This window comes from Flavobacterium sp., assembly GCF_039595935.1.
In the GTDB taxonomy this organism is placed as follows: Bacteria; Bacteroidota; Bacteroidia; order Flavobacteriales; family Flavobacteriaceae; genus Flavobacterium.
On the sequence record NZ_JBCNKR010000004.1, the window covers coordinates 316,538 to 334,250 of the forward strand.

General features: G+C 36.8%; 7 protein-coding genes. 1 reads left to right on the forward strand and 6 read right to left on the reverse strand.

The features are described 5' to 3' along the window. Nucleotides 1-75: 75 nt before the first annotated feature. The 6 genes from ABDW27_RS01745 to ABDW27_RS01770 form a co-directional block, all read right to left on the reverse strand. Complete coding sequence (locus ABDW27_RS01745) at nt 76-897, reverse strand: hypothetical protein (protein WP_343694333.1); 822 nt, start codon at nt 895-897, stop codon at nt 76-78. Between the two features lies 1 nt (nt 898). Further along, complete coding sequence (locus ABDW27_RS01750) at nt 899-2,113, reverse strand: YaiO family outer membrane beta-barrel protein (protein ID WP_343694334.1); 1,215 nt, start codon at nt 2,111-2,113, stop codon at nt 899-901. Next, the gene (locus ABDW27_RS01755) at nt 2,113-2,478 is read right to left on the reverse strand and encodes a response regulator transcription factor (protein ID WP_343694335.1); all 366 of its coding nucleotides are present in this window, start codon (nt 2,476-2,478) and stop codon (nt 2,113-2,115) included. Before ABDW27_RS01755 ends, ABDW27_RS01750 begins: the two co-directional genes overlap by 1 nt. 87 nt (nt 2,479-2,565) lie before the next feature. Beyond that, entirely contained in the window at nt 2,566-4,554 is a 1,989-nt protein-coding gene (locus ABDW27_RS01760) for an ATP-binding protein (RefSeq protein ID WP_343694336.1), read from the reverse strand. A gap of 244 nt (nt 4,555-4,798) precedes the next feature. Then, nucleotides 4,799-5,491: a CPBP family intramembrane glutamic endopeptidase gene (locus ABDW27_RS01765; protein ID WP_343694337.1), complete on the reverse strand. Its 693-nt coding sequence runs from the start codon at nt 5,489-5,491 to the stop codon at nt 4,799-4,801. Between the two features lie 72 nt (nt 5,492-5,563). After that, entirely contained in the window at nt 5,564-6,154 is a 591-nt protein-coding gene (locus tag ABDW27_RS01770; RefSeq protein ID WP_343694338.1) for a Crp/Fnr family transcriptional regulator, read from the reverse strand. Between the two features lie 341 nt (nt 6,155-6,495). Between ABDW27_RS01770 and ABDW27_RS01775 the strand changes: the two genes are divergently transcribed. Further along, complete coding sequence (locus ABDW27_RS01775; protein ID WP_343694339.1) at nt 6,496-17,688, forward strand: gliding motility-associated C-terminal domain-containing protein; 11,193 nt, start codon at nt 6,496-6,498, stop codon at nt 17,686-17,688. The last annotated feature ends 25 nt before the right edge of the window (nt 17,689-17,713 follow it).

Consider the following 17,713-nt stretch of genomic DNA (forward strand, 5'->3'; position numbering starts at 1 on the left):
AGCAAGTATGAGTATTAAGTATATATGGGTAAATAGGGTTATTTCAGTATTAAAAAATGTCATCTTCTGTTCTTGTTAAACTGTTAATGTCTGTAACAGATTTTGTGCTTTATATTTTATTATCATGTTTGGAGTACGTGCAGCCAGTTGTTCTACGTAACGAAGTTTTTGTGTAAGTTTAAGTTCTTTTATTAGCTTTAAACCAAGTGTTACGACTGTACTATTTTCTGATTCAAGTAAAAGCTCGATGCCTTTAGTATCTCCTACATCGTGTTTTTTAAAAGCATGTATGATATTAACCTGAGTCCACTCGTCGATAGGATTTGTGTGTTCTGTTAAATGTACAATACCTTTTGTTCCTTCCAGTTTAATACAGGCATTTATAGCTGTAATCTGCAGTGTTTTTTTTCGGGCTTTAGAAAGAGTTACCAGAGTATCAAATGCTTCGTTTATGTTCATTTCGGCAAGTTCTGTAATTCCTTTGCACTTTACATCCCATTTTATGTTTTTGAGTTTCTTTAATGAATCTTTCATTAATCCGGAATCTTTATAAAACTGCTCTAGTTTTTTTGCATAAATACCGTCATAATTTTTGTGAAGATTGATAATAGATGCTGTCATTACTTCTCTAAAAAAAACAAGATCTGAAATAACTTTATATTCATTATTTTCATTAATGGTCGAAAACAAGGTTTCTTCAAAAACTACCGAAAACAGGAGTTTATCAATATAAGCCGTATACTCAATTCTGAGTTTTTCTTTTTTGATATTATGGTTTCTGCTCCAGACAATTAAAAGGTACAATAGAAGCGATAATCCAATAAATAGATAAATTGAGATCATAAGAAAAGGCTCGACCCAGGTACCACTTCTGTAAAGTTCCCAAAGATTCTTCATCTTAAAAACGTTTAGTTATAATTATCTGTGCATTAAATCTGTTTCTGTATTCGCCAGGCAGATATTCTTCATATTCATAAAGAAAAATCGGGCGGACAAAAAATGAATCGCCAATACGATGCTGATACTGTATTCCTGCTCTGTAAGCTTTTAAAGGCTGTGTATAATTGTTGTATAAATAGAGATAAGGAACGTTTCCGTATTGCAGCTCAAATCGAATAAGGTTTTCGTTTTCTTCATTGGTATGCTGAAAGCTTAAAACATGAGAGAACAAAGCGTTTCCTGTGTCATAATAAGGTCGGTATGCAATTGTATTGCTTCCTGTTTTATATGAAAGCTGTCCCGTAAGCAAGGTTACATCATCGGTTTCAAAATGCATGTATCGAACTCCTAATGCGTAATCAAATCTTTTTCCGGGTCTAAAATAATATTCGACACCCACCTTTGCAACCGGAAAAATTGTTTCGCCTGTAGAAACTCCGGCGTTTACGTATAAATAATCTTTTTTGGCAAAAGTTTGATAATAATCTGCTTCAAAAAGCATTTGCGTATCGTCGTTTACGTGACCAATATTGGCACGGCCTACAAGTGCCGACTTTGTAAATTTATGTGTATATTCCACATATCCGTAATGCAGCGGCGACTGTCCGGGATTTGAGGTCGATACGTTTAAGTATGATGCAGAAATGGCATTTTTTGTTTTATGGCCAATAAGTGTTCGTATTCCTTTAAAGGCCTGCGTACTGTTTTCTGTTACAGAGGCTTTATCAATTATTTCTAATGCTTCCTGATCGCGATCGAGTTTTTCGAGACAGGTTACTTTTATTTTTAATACGTCTATTGAATTTGGATCTAAAGCCAGATATTTATCGCAATAAAATATACATTTCTCAAATTGCTCAGACCAATAATAAACATTAATGATAGCGAGTAATGCATCTGGCGATGGATTTACTCTGTCTGCCATTGGTGATAATACTTCAATGGCGGTTTTATAGTCCTTTTTCCAGCTGTAAATACGTCCAGCATACGTTTTTATATCTTCATCCTCTGGAAATTTTGCCCGCACAGGGTTCAGAATTGACAATGCTTTATCGTAATTGCCTTTCTCAACTTCGCGCTTAGCATTTGCCATAGCTTCATCAACATTAATTTCCTGACCAATTGCTGCTGAAGAAATAAATAACAGAAGGATTGAATAATATATAAATTTCATTAAACACGGGTATTTAATAATTTATTAATTCTTACTAAAAGCACAGCCGGACTTATTGGCTTTGCAATAAATTCATTTGCGCCAATGTCAAACGAATCCAGCTCTGTCTGCTCTACACCAGAAGAGGTAAGTATAATTATTGGAATATCAGAATTAATGGTCTGCCTAACATGCTGCGTAATCTGCATTCCGCTGATCCCCGGCATATTTATGTCTGTAAGGATTAGATCATAACTATTTTTTTCAATAGCTTCTAATGCATCTTTACCATCTGAAAACTGGTCAACTGTAAATCCTTTAGACTCTAAGAAAAAAGATAACGATTTGCGTAGGATATCATTATCTTCGGCTAAAACTATTCTCATTTTATATAATATTTGTCTTTGGGGCAAATTCTATTATGCCATAGAATATTCGAACTTAATGTAAAGCTAAAGCTTATTTCTCTTTTATCATAGCTCCTTTAGATATTTAACTACTTCAATTATGCCGCAATGGAATATATGGATTCTGTCAGCGGTTTCAGATGTAAATTTTTCATGTCTGGCTTCTTCTTCAATAACAGCAAGGCAGTTACTTAAATCATCAAGCAGAAACATATCTAAACTGGATCTCATATTATGAGCCATTTTTTTTACTGTGTCGTAATCCTTTTTTTTGAATGATTCTTCGAGCAGAGCTTCTTCTCCCGGGATTTTTTCTATAAAAAGATTTACCATTTCCTGTCTGAAGTTTAGATCTCCTCCTGACATTTCATCAATAAATGATAAGTCTACTCTTCTTTTTCGGTGTAGTTTATTATCTGGATTTAATACCGTTTTTATAGCTTCTAAAAGAGCAGACTGTTTAAATGGTTTAGGAACATAACCGTCCATTCCGGCATTGTAGCATCGTTCTTGCTCTCCCACTAAAGAATGAGCCGTCATGGCAATAATCGGAATAGTCGATTTCATTTCATTCCTGATATATTCTGTGGTTTGGTAACCATCTTTAACAGGCATTTGAAGATCCATCAAAACGAGGTCATATTCATTTTTAGATAAAAACTCGATTCCTTCTTCTCCATTTTCGGCAATATCCAATTCAAAACCAAAATTCTGAATCACATTTTTTGCCAGCTTTTGATTTAAAACATTGTCTTCGCAAAGCAATATTTTAAGTTTTCCTAAATTTTCAGATACTATCGCTTTCTCATTTTCTTCACTATAATCTGCTTTTCTATAATTAATATCAAAATAAAACTCAGATCCTCTGTTTTCTTTACTTTTTACATGAATTTCGGCATTTTGTAATTCAACTAATTGTTTTACAATATTAAGACCAAGTCCTGTACCGCCAAATCTTCTTGTTGTACTGTCTTCCGCCTGAGTAAATCGATCAAAAATAGTTTTAAGTTTTTTCTCAGGAATACCAATACCGGTATCTTTAACCGAGAATCGAAGCGAATAATGATTTTCTGTTTCGTCTATTTTTTTTACAGAAACAGTAACATCACCTTCATTTGTGAATTTTAGCGAATTTCCAATTAAGTTTACCAATATTTGATTTAACCTTCCCTGATCTCCAATTACCATTTCCGGCATATCGGCATCCAGAAAAAGATTGAATTCAACATCTTTAGGTACTTTTACTTTTAGTAAAGCATAAACATGTTTAAGTGTATTTTTTAAATTGAATGGTTCTGTTTCGATTGTTAAATTTCCCGATTCAATTTTAGAAAGATCCAAAATATCATTAATAATAAGCAGTAAATTTTCGCCCGCAATTTGTACGCTGTCAATATAATCACGCTGAACAACATCTAGTTTGGTTTGAGCCAGAAGATCTGTAAAACCAATTATGGCATTTAAAGGCGTACGAATTTCATGGCTCATATTGGCCAGAAAACTATCTTTTGCCAGTACTGCCCTTTCGGCAATTTTTTTCTGTGCATCCAGCTGCATGTTTTTATTGCTCAGTTCCAGCTGGTTTATCACGTGTCTGGAAACAATAGAAAGTGCATTACGCTGATTTTCATTTAGTTCTTTAGCAACATGATCAATAGCGCAGATAGTACCAATATTAAATCCATCCGGTGTTGTAAGCGGAATTCCGGCATAAAACCGAACCTTAAAACCTCCGGTAACATTAGGGTCATCTTTAAAACGTTCGTTCAAAAATGTATCGTTTATTTCGACCATTTCTGATTCCATTATCGTATATCTGCAAAAAGAAATTTCTCTTGGAACCTCAGATACTCCTATGCCAATTTCAGATTTAAACCATTGTCGGTTTTCATCAATAAAAGAAATATGGGCAATGGGAACCCCGCATATATAAGAAACTAATTTTGTTGCATCATCAAAAGCATGATCCGGAAGTGTATCTAATATATTGTAACGCTTTAATGCTGCTAAACGCTCTAGCTCATTGTGTGGTATTGGCTGATCTTCGTAACTCATTTGCTTATAGAAAATTTTTGGAAGCCTTACTATCATTAATAAAAAGACTAATGCAAAGTTATTTAATTAAAACTTCAAAAAATAATCTGAATTGCAGAAGTATAAAATCTACATTCAATAGATTTTTTTACTATCAATTTACCAGCATTCTTCAATTACTTGTTTATGATTGTTTAATAAATTGAACAAAAAATGCCAATGATAATTTTCATTGGCATTTTTAATATCTCAAAATAAATACGATTTAACTCTCTAAAGCTAATTTTGTTTTAAGTCTTCGGTTATACAAAATTATAAATCCAATCCAGATCACTAAAAGAGCAGCAATTAGTATCAATTCTGTTTCATGTAAACCTTCGCGAAAGAAATTATTTAGTGAATGCACTCCAGCAACAGCAAGCAGCGAACTTGTTTTTGAATATACTTTTCCAATTCCCCAGGTACCAAAAAAGATAATTCCTAAGAAAATCAATCCAGAAGTGTCTAATCCAATATTTACGTGCCAGATAAACCAAAGCAGAGCAATAATTATGATTGAAGTTAACTTTGGAAGACTTTTTAGCTGGTCTTGTAAAAATCCTCGCCACCCTATTTCTTCTAAAAGACCATATACCAAAACTGTAAACATTAATAACAAAGGAAATTTTCCTGTAAAGACATAATAAACTCCCGAAATTAAAAATGCCGGAAGCAGCCAGTAAACAGCAAATGGCAAAGCCGATGTTTTATAGATTCCTTTTAAAGAAAGAGGCGTATCAAGAGAAAAAACTTTTATTGCAACTAAAGCGCCTAAAGCCGGACCAACTCCGCGAAGCAGAATTGTTAGGTATTCGTTACTAACACCAGACAGTAAATTTGTTTTAACGGCAATAAATCTGCAAATAATGGCAATGATATAATAAACTGCAATTGCCCCATAATTAATGTTACGTTTCATAAGTTGTTTGTTTGATTAGTAAGACAAACTTAGAAATCAAATACAACAAAAAAATTGACTTTGGGTAAGAAATCACTTCTCTGTAATTCTTTTTCGAATTCGGCTTAAACTCTCTGCTGTCAATCCTAAATAAGAGGCAATAACTTTTAAAGGTGTACGCTGAAATATTTCAGGACTTGATTCTATAAGTTTTATATAACGTTCCTGAGGAGAAAGTGTTAAAAGATCTATTTGCTGCTGTTGTTTTCGAATATAAAGCATTTCTGAAACTGCTTTTCCAATTCTCAAACCAGATTCTGAACGACTGTAAAGTTCTTTCAAATCTTTATGGGTAATAGACCATAAAGTAATGTCTTCCAGAGCTTCTACTTTTATAACAGTAGGCTGCTGATTTAGAAAAGACAAATAATCACTTATGAATGATTTTTCGTAAAGCAGATTTATACAGATATCACGGCTTCCGTCCCAGACAAATAATCCCGCCGAACCTTTAATTATAATATTAAGATATTTCTCGACCTCGTTGTATTCTTTAATTATTTGTGATTTTTTGAATTTTCTGATTTCAATTTTTTCTGAAAAGGCATCCCAGATATTGGTATCTGAAACATAGTAGGAATCAAAAATCTTCTTTACATTTTCCGGAGATGGATTGTGGGGCATAGATTAGGGAAATATCGATTTTACAAAACCAATTTACAAAACTATTTTTAAGTTGTTTTACTTCAATTATATAAAAATCTAATTCAATAGGTTTTATTAATACAATTTCCTGTAAATCTCTTAAAAAAAATGAGCCAGAATCTTGTTTCATTTTAAAATTTGAAGTTTCATATTATAACTTGAAACCTAATAATTTCACCTGCCGAAATTATTATTCCTTAATTTTGATAATCTCCCATTCTACAATTCAGCACCTGCTTTTTTAAATTATACCCAATTGATTTATTGCCAGACGAGATCAGGTAAATTGTTCATATCCACCTTTCAATCCCCGAATGTCTATGAAACAATCTGTACTATTAAAAAATTTTACAAAAAAGATAATTTTCATTCTGCTTATAGTTTCTTCTATAAGTTTATATGGGCAAAATTGTACTGTAAATGCAGGAGTTTTAAACATAACTATTTGCGAAAACGATGCTTTAGTTTTAACGGGAAATAATCCTTCTCCGATTATAGGAACTGTTCTATGGACTCAAATTTCAGGACCTGCTGTTGTAATTAATTCCCCTACTAGTTCAAGCACCACCATTTCAGGATATACGGGAGGAAATACTTATATTTTTAGATACAGTGCCACCTGCGGTGACGGGGTTTCTGCTCATCAGGATAAAGTGGTAAACGTACAACCTATTACGATTGCCAATGCCGGAGGAAACATTGCCAGCTGTCCTAATAATTTAGGAACTTTGAGTATTACGGCTAATACTCCCCAAAATGCCGGAGAAACCGGATATTGGGAAATTGTAGGCGATAATAATGCCGGAGTAATTATTAATTTTCCTGATTTGCCTACCTCAACTATAACTTTACCGGCCGAAAGCTGCGGTGTTACTACTCTGCAATGGGTTATTGAAGGTGAAGAGTATGCTCCGGGACAGCGATGCAGAACAACATCACAAATAACCGTGACCAATTATGGCGGCGCAAAACCCGTTTCAGCAGGTCCTGATCAAAATTTGAGTAATTGTTATACTACAACGCAAACTACAAATCTTACGGGAACTTACGGTGGTTGCGGACTAAATGGTCAAAGCGGTCAATGGACTTTTGTAAGCGGTCCTAATACGCCCACGATAAGCAATCCGGGTTCTAATACTACACCCGTTTCTAATCTTGTTGAAGGAACATATACATTTAGATGGACAGTAAACGGTCCATGTGCTTCCGGAAATGATTTGGTTGTAATTACAGTTCCGCCAGCAACGCAGGATGTAACAACTCTTCCGGGCGGTGATGAAGATATTTTCTTTTGCGACAACACCATTACAGAAGTTACGCTTGTAGCTCAAACGCCTTTATATGCAGGAGAAACGGTACAGTGGACTCAAATTTCAGGAGATACCGGAGCTGTCATTGTTTCGCCTGCAAACCCTACCACATTAGTTACTAATATTTCAGATTCTGGCGATCCTTATAAATTTAGATATACACTTACGAATACTAATACTGGCTGTATTTTTACAAAAGATTATAATGTTCAGTATAATGGCGCTGTAAGAACTATAGCTGCTAATAACGGCAACGATATTGTGGGGAGTTGTAATGCTACTGTATTTACAATTCCGCTTACGGTAACGGGTACTGGTGTTAATCAATATAGAATTGTGAGCGGTCCTGCCAGTTCTCCTCTAGCACCATTTCCAACGGCAATACAAAGTGTAGGTAACTCATTAACATTAACCCTTACTGCATCTGGAAATTATAATGTTGAATTTATCAGAAGTCAAAACGGAACTCTACCTGTTGGCTGTGACTATGGATTTGACACATTGAGTATTTTAGTTTCAGGTGCACCTACTCCGTCAAATGCCGGATCTGATGTGAGTTTACCTTGTGGAGATACTTCCACAACATTATCAGGAGTCGTAACCGATGACGGAATGCATTTCTGGAGCCAGCTAAGCGGTCCTAATCAAGCAACAATAGCAGATAATTTTGCTGTAAATACACAAGTAACAGGTCTTGTTCCGGGAACTTATGTATTTCAATATATAACAAAAGGCGGCGGTGCAACCTGTGGTTTTTCTATTGCTACGGTAACCATATATGTATCTGACAGTGATTTAAATAATGTTGAAGCCGGTACTAATCAGGTGGTTTGCGCTAACTCTCAGGTAAATCTGGCTGCTACTCCTGTAGATGAAGGAGAAATTGGCGAATGGAGCCAAATCTCAGGTCCAAATACAATTATCTTTTCTGATCTCAATGATCCAAATGCTGTAGCTACCGGATTTGCAACAAATTTGTCATCTTATCAATTACAATGGACTGTTTCTTACCTGCACCCCGGCCCATTATGTAATGCGGCTGCTTCGGATACGGTTACAATACTAACTAATAATTCTAGTGCAGCTTCTAATTCTGATGCCGGGCCTGATGCTTGTTATCCTACGGGAACAACAACTTTTAACCTCAGCGGAAATACCCCTGGAAATTTTGAAACCGGAACATGGACTGTAATTCCTGCCAGTGGAGTCATTTTTGCAGATGTAAATGATCCTAATACTTTAGTGACTGTTCCCGGAAACGGAACTTATACTTTTACCTGGGCAATTGAAACCTTTGCACGTCTTTGTGAACCTAATAAAAGCAGTGTCTCAGTTACAATTGCAGATACTCCTCCCGCAGCAAATGCAGGACCGGATCAGGAAATATGTGGAACAACAATTACTATGGCAGCATCTGGCAGCAGCGGAGCAACGGGAACCTGGACCAGAATTTCAGGTCTAGGAAACTATACGATTAGTGATGAGCATGATCCAAATGCTGTGTTTACTTTTAACTATAGCGGTTATTATATTTTTAGATGGACAGTAGATGCCGCTGTTTGTGGTTCTGCTTTTGATGATATTAATTTGACTATAGGGATTCCACCTCATCAGGCCTTAGCAGGGCCCGATCAGAATGTATGTAACAATACCACTGTTACAATGGCCGGAAGTGCTTATGATAGTTTTTTTGAAACCGGGCAATGGTCAGTTCTTACCGGAGCTCCTAATAACCCCACTATTGTAGATCCGTCAAATCCTAATACAGTAATTAACGGGCTTGTTGCCGGTACTTATACCTTTAGATGGACTATTACAGCCAAAAGTGTGTTTTTATGTACAGGTACATTTGATGACATAACAGTAGTCGTTACGCCAACTGCTAATGCAGGCGCTGATCAAAGTTATTGTGATGTTACAAGTGTTGCCCTCATGGCAAATAAAAATTCAACAGGAACGTGGTCACTTACCAGTACGACAGGAAATCCGGCAGATGTGGTTATTTCGCAATCTCCGCCTAATAGTTATATTGCAAATGCCACTGTAGTTCCCGGTAATAGTTATGTTTTTACGTATACGACCAGTACAACAACTTTTCCCGATAGTTCTACTTGTCCGGGGTCATCAGATTCTGTAAATATACAGGTTTTCAGCGGAGCGAGTATCGATCCTGATGCCGGACCAGACCAAACCTTATGTATTTCTGATGTCAGCGGTGTTACTACCCTGCAGGGAAACACACCTCCAGTTGATGTTGCTGTTTCAGTTTGGCGTTTTGTTGATCAGCCTGCAGGCAGTGTAGCCGTAATTACTACTCCATCCGCTCCATTAACAACTGTTACCGGATTAACTGTTCCGGGACTTTATATTTTAGAATGGGTTTTTGAAAGTACATCTTGCAGAACACTATCAGATATTGTACGTATTGAAATGAATGCAGAACCAAGCGCTGCAAATGCCGGTCCTGATGATACCGTTGCCTGCCAAACAACGTATCAAACGGCAGCTGTGCCACCCACAGTAGGAATCGGAACATGGTCTTTTGCCAGCCCTGCGGATGATCCCTCGGGAGGAGCTGTCGTAATTGACAGTCCAAATAGTCCCGTGACAACCTTATCCAATATTACTACTCTCGGCACTTACCGATTAACATGGACTGTTACAAATGGCCCTTTTACTAGTCCATCATTATGTCAGCCTTCTTCAGATACAGTAGAAATTACATTTAATGACGTCCCTCCTTCTGTTGCAGATGCTGGGCCTGATCAGGAATTATGCGGGGTTAATTTTGCTACAATGGACGCTGCTCAGGTGACTTCAGGACTAGGAACGTGGACTCAGGTATCAGGACCCAATACAGCTAATATTGCTTCACCTAATTTAAGGAATTCTTTAATGCTTGGTCTCATACCCGGAACTTATGAATTTCTTTGGACAGTTACAACACTAAATTCAAATGGCTGTATTTCTGAAGATTCTGTTCTTGTAACAATTTATGAAAATCCTTCTACAGCAGATGCGGGACCAAATCAGACAATACCTCAGTTTACACCTGTAATTATGAATGCGGAAACACCAAGTGTAGGTAACGGAATCTGGACTCAGATTTCTGGTCCTACAATAGTCGGTTTTACAAATGAAACATCTCCTACTACAACCGTAACCGGAACCGTTTCCGGAACTTATGTACTTGAATGGACTGTTAGTAACGGAAATTGTACTGTTTCATCAGATACTATAACAATTATAATACTTTCGGTTGCTGATCTTGAGTTAATCAAAACTGTAACTCCAACCACGGGAAGTGCCGGAAATATTGTCACTTTTAATATTCAGATTTTTAATAATAATTCATTGGGAGGAACCGTAACTGCCACGGGGGTATCGGTAAGAGATTATATTCCGTCAGGAATAAATATAGTTCCCGGATCTGCAAATTACGCCGGACAATATAATCTTGGTGATAATACCATAACCTGGAACAATCTTACAATTCCGGTTGGAAATAAAGTGACCTTAACTTTTCAAGGAACAATTATAGCTGCTGGTTCTTATGTAAATACTGCCGAAATAATTGCTTCAAATCAGTTTGATCCCGATAGTACGCCTAACAATCAAAATCCCGCTGAAGATGATATGGATGATGCCGCAGTAGTACTGGATGTAGCCGATTTATCGCTTCAAAAAACAGTTTCGCCAACTAATGTAAGTATTAATGATAATGTGATTTTTACGATTAGAGTTACTAACAGCGGACCTAATAATGCCACTGGAATAACTGTTTCAGACAAACTTCCACCCGGATATACATATGTTAGTGATAATGGTGCAGGCAAATATAACAGCACAACGGGTATCTGGAATGTGGGCAACCTGAACAACGGAAACTCTTTAGCTTTGCAAATTACAGCAAAAGTAAATGTTGCCACATCTGCCAATTATTCTAATATTGCCGAAATACAAACCGCTCATCAGCTTGATCCTGATAGTACACCCGGTAACGGACTTCTTGAAGATGATATGGCAAGTGCAAATATCATTTTGAAATTTGCTGATTTAGAACTTACAAAAACAGTTACACCCACAGCTGCAGCTGCAGGAGAGCAAGTCGATTTCTTTATAAATGTATTCAATAGAGGTCCCGGAAATGCAACTGGGGTTAGTGTACAGGACATAATACCTGTTGGATATACTTTAATTCCGGGCTCAGTATCGAATAACGGAACTTATCAGTCAGCAACAGCAACCCTTGAATGGAAGAATTTATTTATAGGAAATAATTCGGTTCTCGTTTTAAGTTTTAAAGCCCTTGTAAATCCTTTAGGCGATTACCATAATACAGCTCAGGTTACAGCCAGTGATTTACCTGATCCGGACAGTACTCCCAATAATAATATTTCTTCTGAGGATGACCAGGACGATGCCGAAATTACTTTTATCGGCCCATCTGCAGATTTATCATTAGTTAAAAATGTAGTGGCAGGAAATACAAGTCCCGTTGTAGGCAGTGTAATTTCGTTTGAACTTGTTATTACTAATGATGGACCAAACGATGCTACCGGAGTTCAAATAACAGATTTACTTCCATCGGGCTATGAATACGTAAATTACAGCTCTTCTGCAGGTCTTTATAACAATACAACCGGAATTTGGAGTGTAGGAACAGTTGATAGCGGAGTTTCAGAATCGCTTATTCTTGATGTAAAAGTACTGCCTGCGGGAGACTATTTTAATATTACACAAGTAACTGCCAGTAATTTACCCGATCCTGACAGTACTCCAAATAATGATGACGGAGATCAAAGTGAAGATGATGAAGCAAATGCAGTCATTACTCCAATACAACAATCAGCAGATTTATCTTTAACTAAATCAGTCAGCAATACAACGCCTTTAGTGGGATCATTAGTTACTTTTCAGGTTATAACTACAAACAGCGGTCCGCAAGATACTGCACACGTAACCGTTACAGATTTACTGCCATCAGGATATACTTTTGTGAGTTTTAATGCAACCAGCGGTACCTATGACAGTACAACCGGATTATGGACACTGGATATTTTAGAAAGCAGCGAATCCGAAACTTTACAAATTATTGCTTCTGTAAACCCAGCGGGCAATTATATTAATAAAGTTGAGGTAACCAGCAGTGATATTCCTGACCCTGATTCAACTCCAAATAATGGAATCACAATAGAAGATGATTATGCTGAGGTATCAACGATTCCTATCCCCCAATCATCAGATTTAACATTAACTAAAACAGTAAATAACGCTGCACCTATAGTTGGTTCTGAAGTGGTTTTTGAAATCGTAGTTACGAACAATGGCCCTCAGGATAATAACGGAATACAAGTAACCGATATACTTCCATCAGGATATACTTTCAACGGGTTTAGAATTTCTACAGGAACCTATGATTCGGTTACAGGTGTCTGGACGGTGGGTAATTTAGTTAATGGAGATTCAGAAACATTACAATTATTAGCAACTGTTAATACAGCTGGAAATTATACCAATACTGCTGAAATAACTGCAAGCTCACTTCCTGATCCCGATTCGACTCCAAATAATGGAGTAACAACAGAAGATGATTATGCAGAAGCTACTACAGTTCCAGTTCCGCAATCAGCAGATTTATCACTTATTAAAATCGTAAATAATAACACTCCGCTGGTTGGTTCTCAAGTTACTTTTACTTTAGAAGTAAGTAATGCAGGGCCTCAAAATACAGCTGGTGTTACAGTAAATGATTTATTGCCAAATGGCTACACTTACGTTTCATATAACACCACTTCGGGAGCTTATGATCCTGTAACAGGAATATGGAATACAGGTTCTATTGGACTCTTAAATTCGCATATTTTACAAATAACAGCTACAGTAAATGCAACTGGAGACTATACCAATATTGCTGAAATTTTATCAAGCGCTCTTCCTGATCCTGATTCTACTCCAAACAACGGTATTCCAACAGAAGATGACTATGCAGCAGTTTCAACAGCACCGATTCCGCAATCAGCAGATTTATCATTGACTAAAACGGTTGACAATCCTACTCCGCTTGTTGGGTCATTGGTAACATTTAGTCTTCAGATAGAAAATACAGGTCCACAAGATGCAAACACAGTTGCAGTCAAAGATTTACTGCCATCAGGGTATAGTTTTGTTTTATACAGTGCAACAACTGGAAGCTACGATCCGGTAACCGGAATCTGGAACGTTGGAAATATTCCTGTAACCAACTCGTATACTTTACAGATAACCGCTGTGGTTAATCCTTTTGGAAATTACACTAATAATGCCGAAATCACTGCCAGCAGTCAGCCTGATCCTGATTCGACACCAAATAATGCCGTTACAACAGAAGATGATTATGCTGAGGTTTCAACAATACCTATTCCCCAATCGGCTGATTTATCGTTGACAAAAAGTGTAAGTAATAGTACTCCGCTGGTTGGTTCTCAAGTAACGTTCAATGTTCAGATATACAATATGGGACCACAGGAAACAGATGCTGTTGTGGTAACTGATTTACTTCCTTCCGGATATACATTTGTATCATACACTACAACAGCAGGAACTTATGATTCATCAACCGGTTTTTGGATAATTGGAAACATGCCAATTGCAACATATCATACTTTGCAAATAACTGCTGTGGTTAATGCAGCTGGAAATTACACAAACAGCGCCGAAATTAGTTCAAGCAGTCAGCCTGATCCTGATTCAACTCCCGATAATGGAATCACAACAGAAGATGATTATTCAGAAATAACAACAACCCCTATTCAGTTATCATCAGATTTATCATTAACCAAAACTGTTAACAATCCGACTCCGCTCGTGGGTTCTCAGGTTACTTTTGAAATTGTAGCAACTAATAATGGTCCGCAGGATAATACAAATGTTCAAGTTACAGATTTACTGCCGTCAGGTTATACTTTTAATAATTTTACGGCTACTACAGGAACTTATAGTGCCTCAACAGGATTATGGAATATTGGAAATTTAGTAAATGGAAAATCCGAAACTTTACAAATAATAGCCATAGTAAACTCAGCCGGAGATTATTTGAATATTGCAGAAATATCTTCAGCTAATCTTACAGATCCTGATTCTACTCCTAATAATACAGTGCCTGCGGAAGATGACTATGCATCGGTTTCAACGACACCTATTCAACAATCTTCTGATTTATCATTAACCAAAACTGTTAACAATCCGACTCCGCTCGTGGGTTCTCAGGTTACTTTTGAAATTGTAGTAACCAATAATGGCCCGCAGGATAATACAAACGTTCAGATTACAGATTTACTGCCGTCAGGTTATACTTTTAATAATTTTACGGTTTCTACTGGAACTTATAATGCCTCAACAGGATTATGGAATATTGGAAATTTAGTAAATGGAAAATCCGAAACTTTACAAATAATAGCCATAGTAAACTCAGCTGGAGATTATTTGAATATTGCCGAAATATCTTCCGCTAATCTTCCAGATCCTGATTCTACTCCTAATAACGGAGTGCCTGCAGAAGATGACTACGCATCTGTTTCAACAACACCTGTACAACAATCTTCTGATTTATCATTAACCAAAACAGTTAATAATCCTACTCCATTAGTAGGCTCTCAGGTTACTTTTGAAATTGTAGCTACTAATAATGGCCCGCAAGACAATACTAATGTTCAGGTTACAGATTTACTGACGTCGGGTTATACTTTTAATAGCTTTACGGCTACCACAGGAACTTATAATGCCTCAACAGGATTATGGAATATTGGAAATTTAGTAAATGGAAAATCTGAAACTTTGCAAATATCAGCTGTTGTAAATCAAACAGGAAATTATACCAATTCTGCAGAAGTTACAGCGAGCAGTTTACCTGATCCAAATTCAACACCTAATAACGGTATTCCTTTAGAAAATGATTATGCTGAAGCCAGTACATCTCCAGTAAGTGCCTTAGCAGATTTATCATTGACCAAAACTTTAATTGGAAATAATTTAAGTCCAATTTTTGGTTCAACCGTTACTTTTGAAATTACGGTACAAAACAGCGGGCCGCAAACAGCTACAGGCGTTCAGGTTATAGACCAGCTGCCAGGCGGTCTTCAATATGTTGTTTACAGTTCGACAACCGGACAATACTTTGACACAACCGGAATTTGGACTATCGGAACAATAGCATCAGGAGATTCTGAATCGTTATTAATTACTGCCATTGTTAACAATTCAGGTAATTATGTAAATACTGCCGAAATTTATGCATCAAATGAACAAGATCCTGATTCTACTCCAAATAACAATGTTAATGGCGAAGATGATATTAGTTCGGTAACACTTACTCCGGTTTCAGCAATTGCTGATCTTTCGATAGAAAAATTAGTAGTCAACAATAATGTTACTCCCGACGTTGGTTCTCAAATTTCGTTCTCGATTACTGTGACCAATTCCGGGCCAAGTGTTGCGACAGGTGTAACAATTAGAGATGTCCTGCCATCTGGTTATGAGTATGTGTTTTATAATGCCACTTCAGGAAGTTATAATAATATAAGCGGAATCTGGAATCCTGGAATCATTTTGCCTGGAAACAGTCATACATTATTAATTAATGCAAACGTAAAAACACCAACCAGTACAGCAGATGAATATCTAAATATTGCCGAAATAATGACTTCTGATCAGTTTGATCCCGATAGTACACCGGGCAATGGAGTTGCAACTGAAGACGATTATGACAGCATTTCTGTTACTCCCGTTATTGTTATGGCCGATCTTTCTATAAACAAAACAGTATTAAATGGTACTACTCCAATGGATGTGGGTTCAACGGTTATTTTTACTGTAACCGTAACTAATGACGGTCCGGGAGATGCGAGCGGAGTATCTGTTAAAGATTTACTTCCACCGGGTTTCACCTATTTAACAAGCAGCCCTACAAGTGGTTTATATAATTATGCAACGGGTATTTGGAATGTTGGAATTGTTCAAAATGGCGCTAATCAGTCGTTGGATATCTACACAAGAGTAAATCCGCCTACGGGAACAGCCGGCGAATACACAAACGAAACAGAAATTATTTCCAGTAATCTTCCTGATCCGGATTCAACACCCAATAATGGCGTAAAAACTGAAGATGATTACGACAGCCTTCAAATCAATGTTTCTATTGCTGATTTAAGTTTAGAAAAAACGGTCAGTAATAAAAATGCAAATGTTGGAGAAGTCATTAATTTCACTTTACAACTTAACAATGACGGACCAAGCGCAGCAAGCGGTGTTGCTGTCGAAGACATAATTCCTCTGGGATATTATAACATCAACAGTATAAACAATGGGGGAATATTCAGTAATAATAAAATAAAATGGGTTGATTTAACGGTGCCCGTTGGAGGGATCACCTTAAGTTATCAGGCAGCAGTTGCAAGTCCGCATGGACTTGACAGTGATGATTATCTTAATATTACTCAGGTAACAGCCAGTAATCAATTTGATCCGGACAGTAAACCCAATAACGACAATGGCGATCAGAGCGAAGACGACGAAGATTCTGAATTTATCAATATTCCTTCAACAGATATCGCAATAACCAAAGAAGTTGATAAAACCGATGTTCCGATGGGCAGCAGTATAATATTTACGATAACTGCCGAAAATATTGGAAATCTTACCGCTACAAATGTTGAGGTTCAGGATATTCTGCCGAAAGGATATACTCTGGATAGTTTTACGGTAACATCAGGAATGTATAACAGCACAACCGGAAACTGGACTATTCCAGCTGTAAATGCAGGAAGTTCACAAACTCTTACCATAACAGCAAAAGTGATCGATTTTAATGATTACCTAAATACGGCACATCTTGTAAAAATGGATCAGATAGATACCAATAGTGCAAACAATCAGGACAGTGCAACAGTTTCTCCAAACTGTCTGAAAATTTATAATGAGTTTTCTCCAAATGACGACGGACAAAATGATACTTTCTACATCGATTGTATAACACAATATCCTGACAACCAGCTGCAGGTATTTAATCGCTGGGGAAATTTGGTTTATTATAAAAAAGGATACAACAACACCTGGGATGGTAAAGAAAACGGATCAGCCAAAACACTTCCGGAAGGTACTTATTTCTACATTCTGGATCTCGGAAATGGTTCGGCAAAAACCTCCGGATGGCTTTATTTAAAATAAAATGAATAACCAAAATAACAATTGG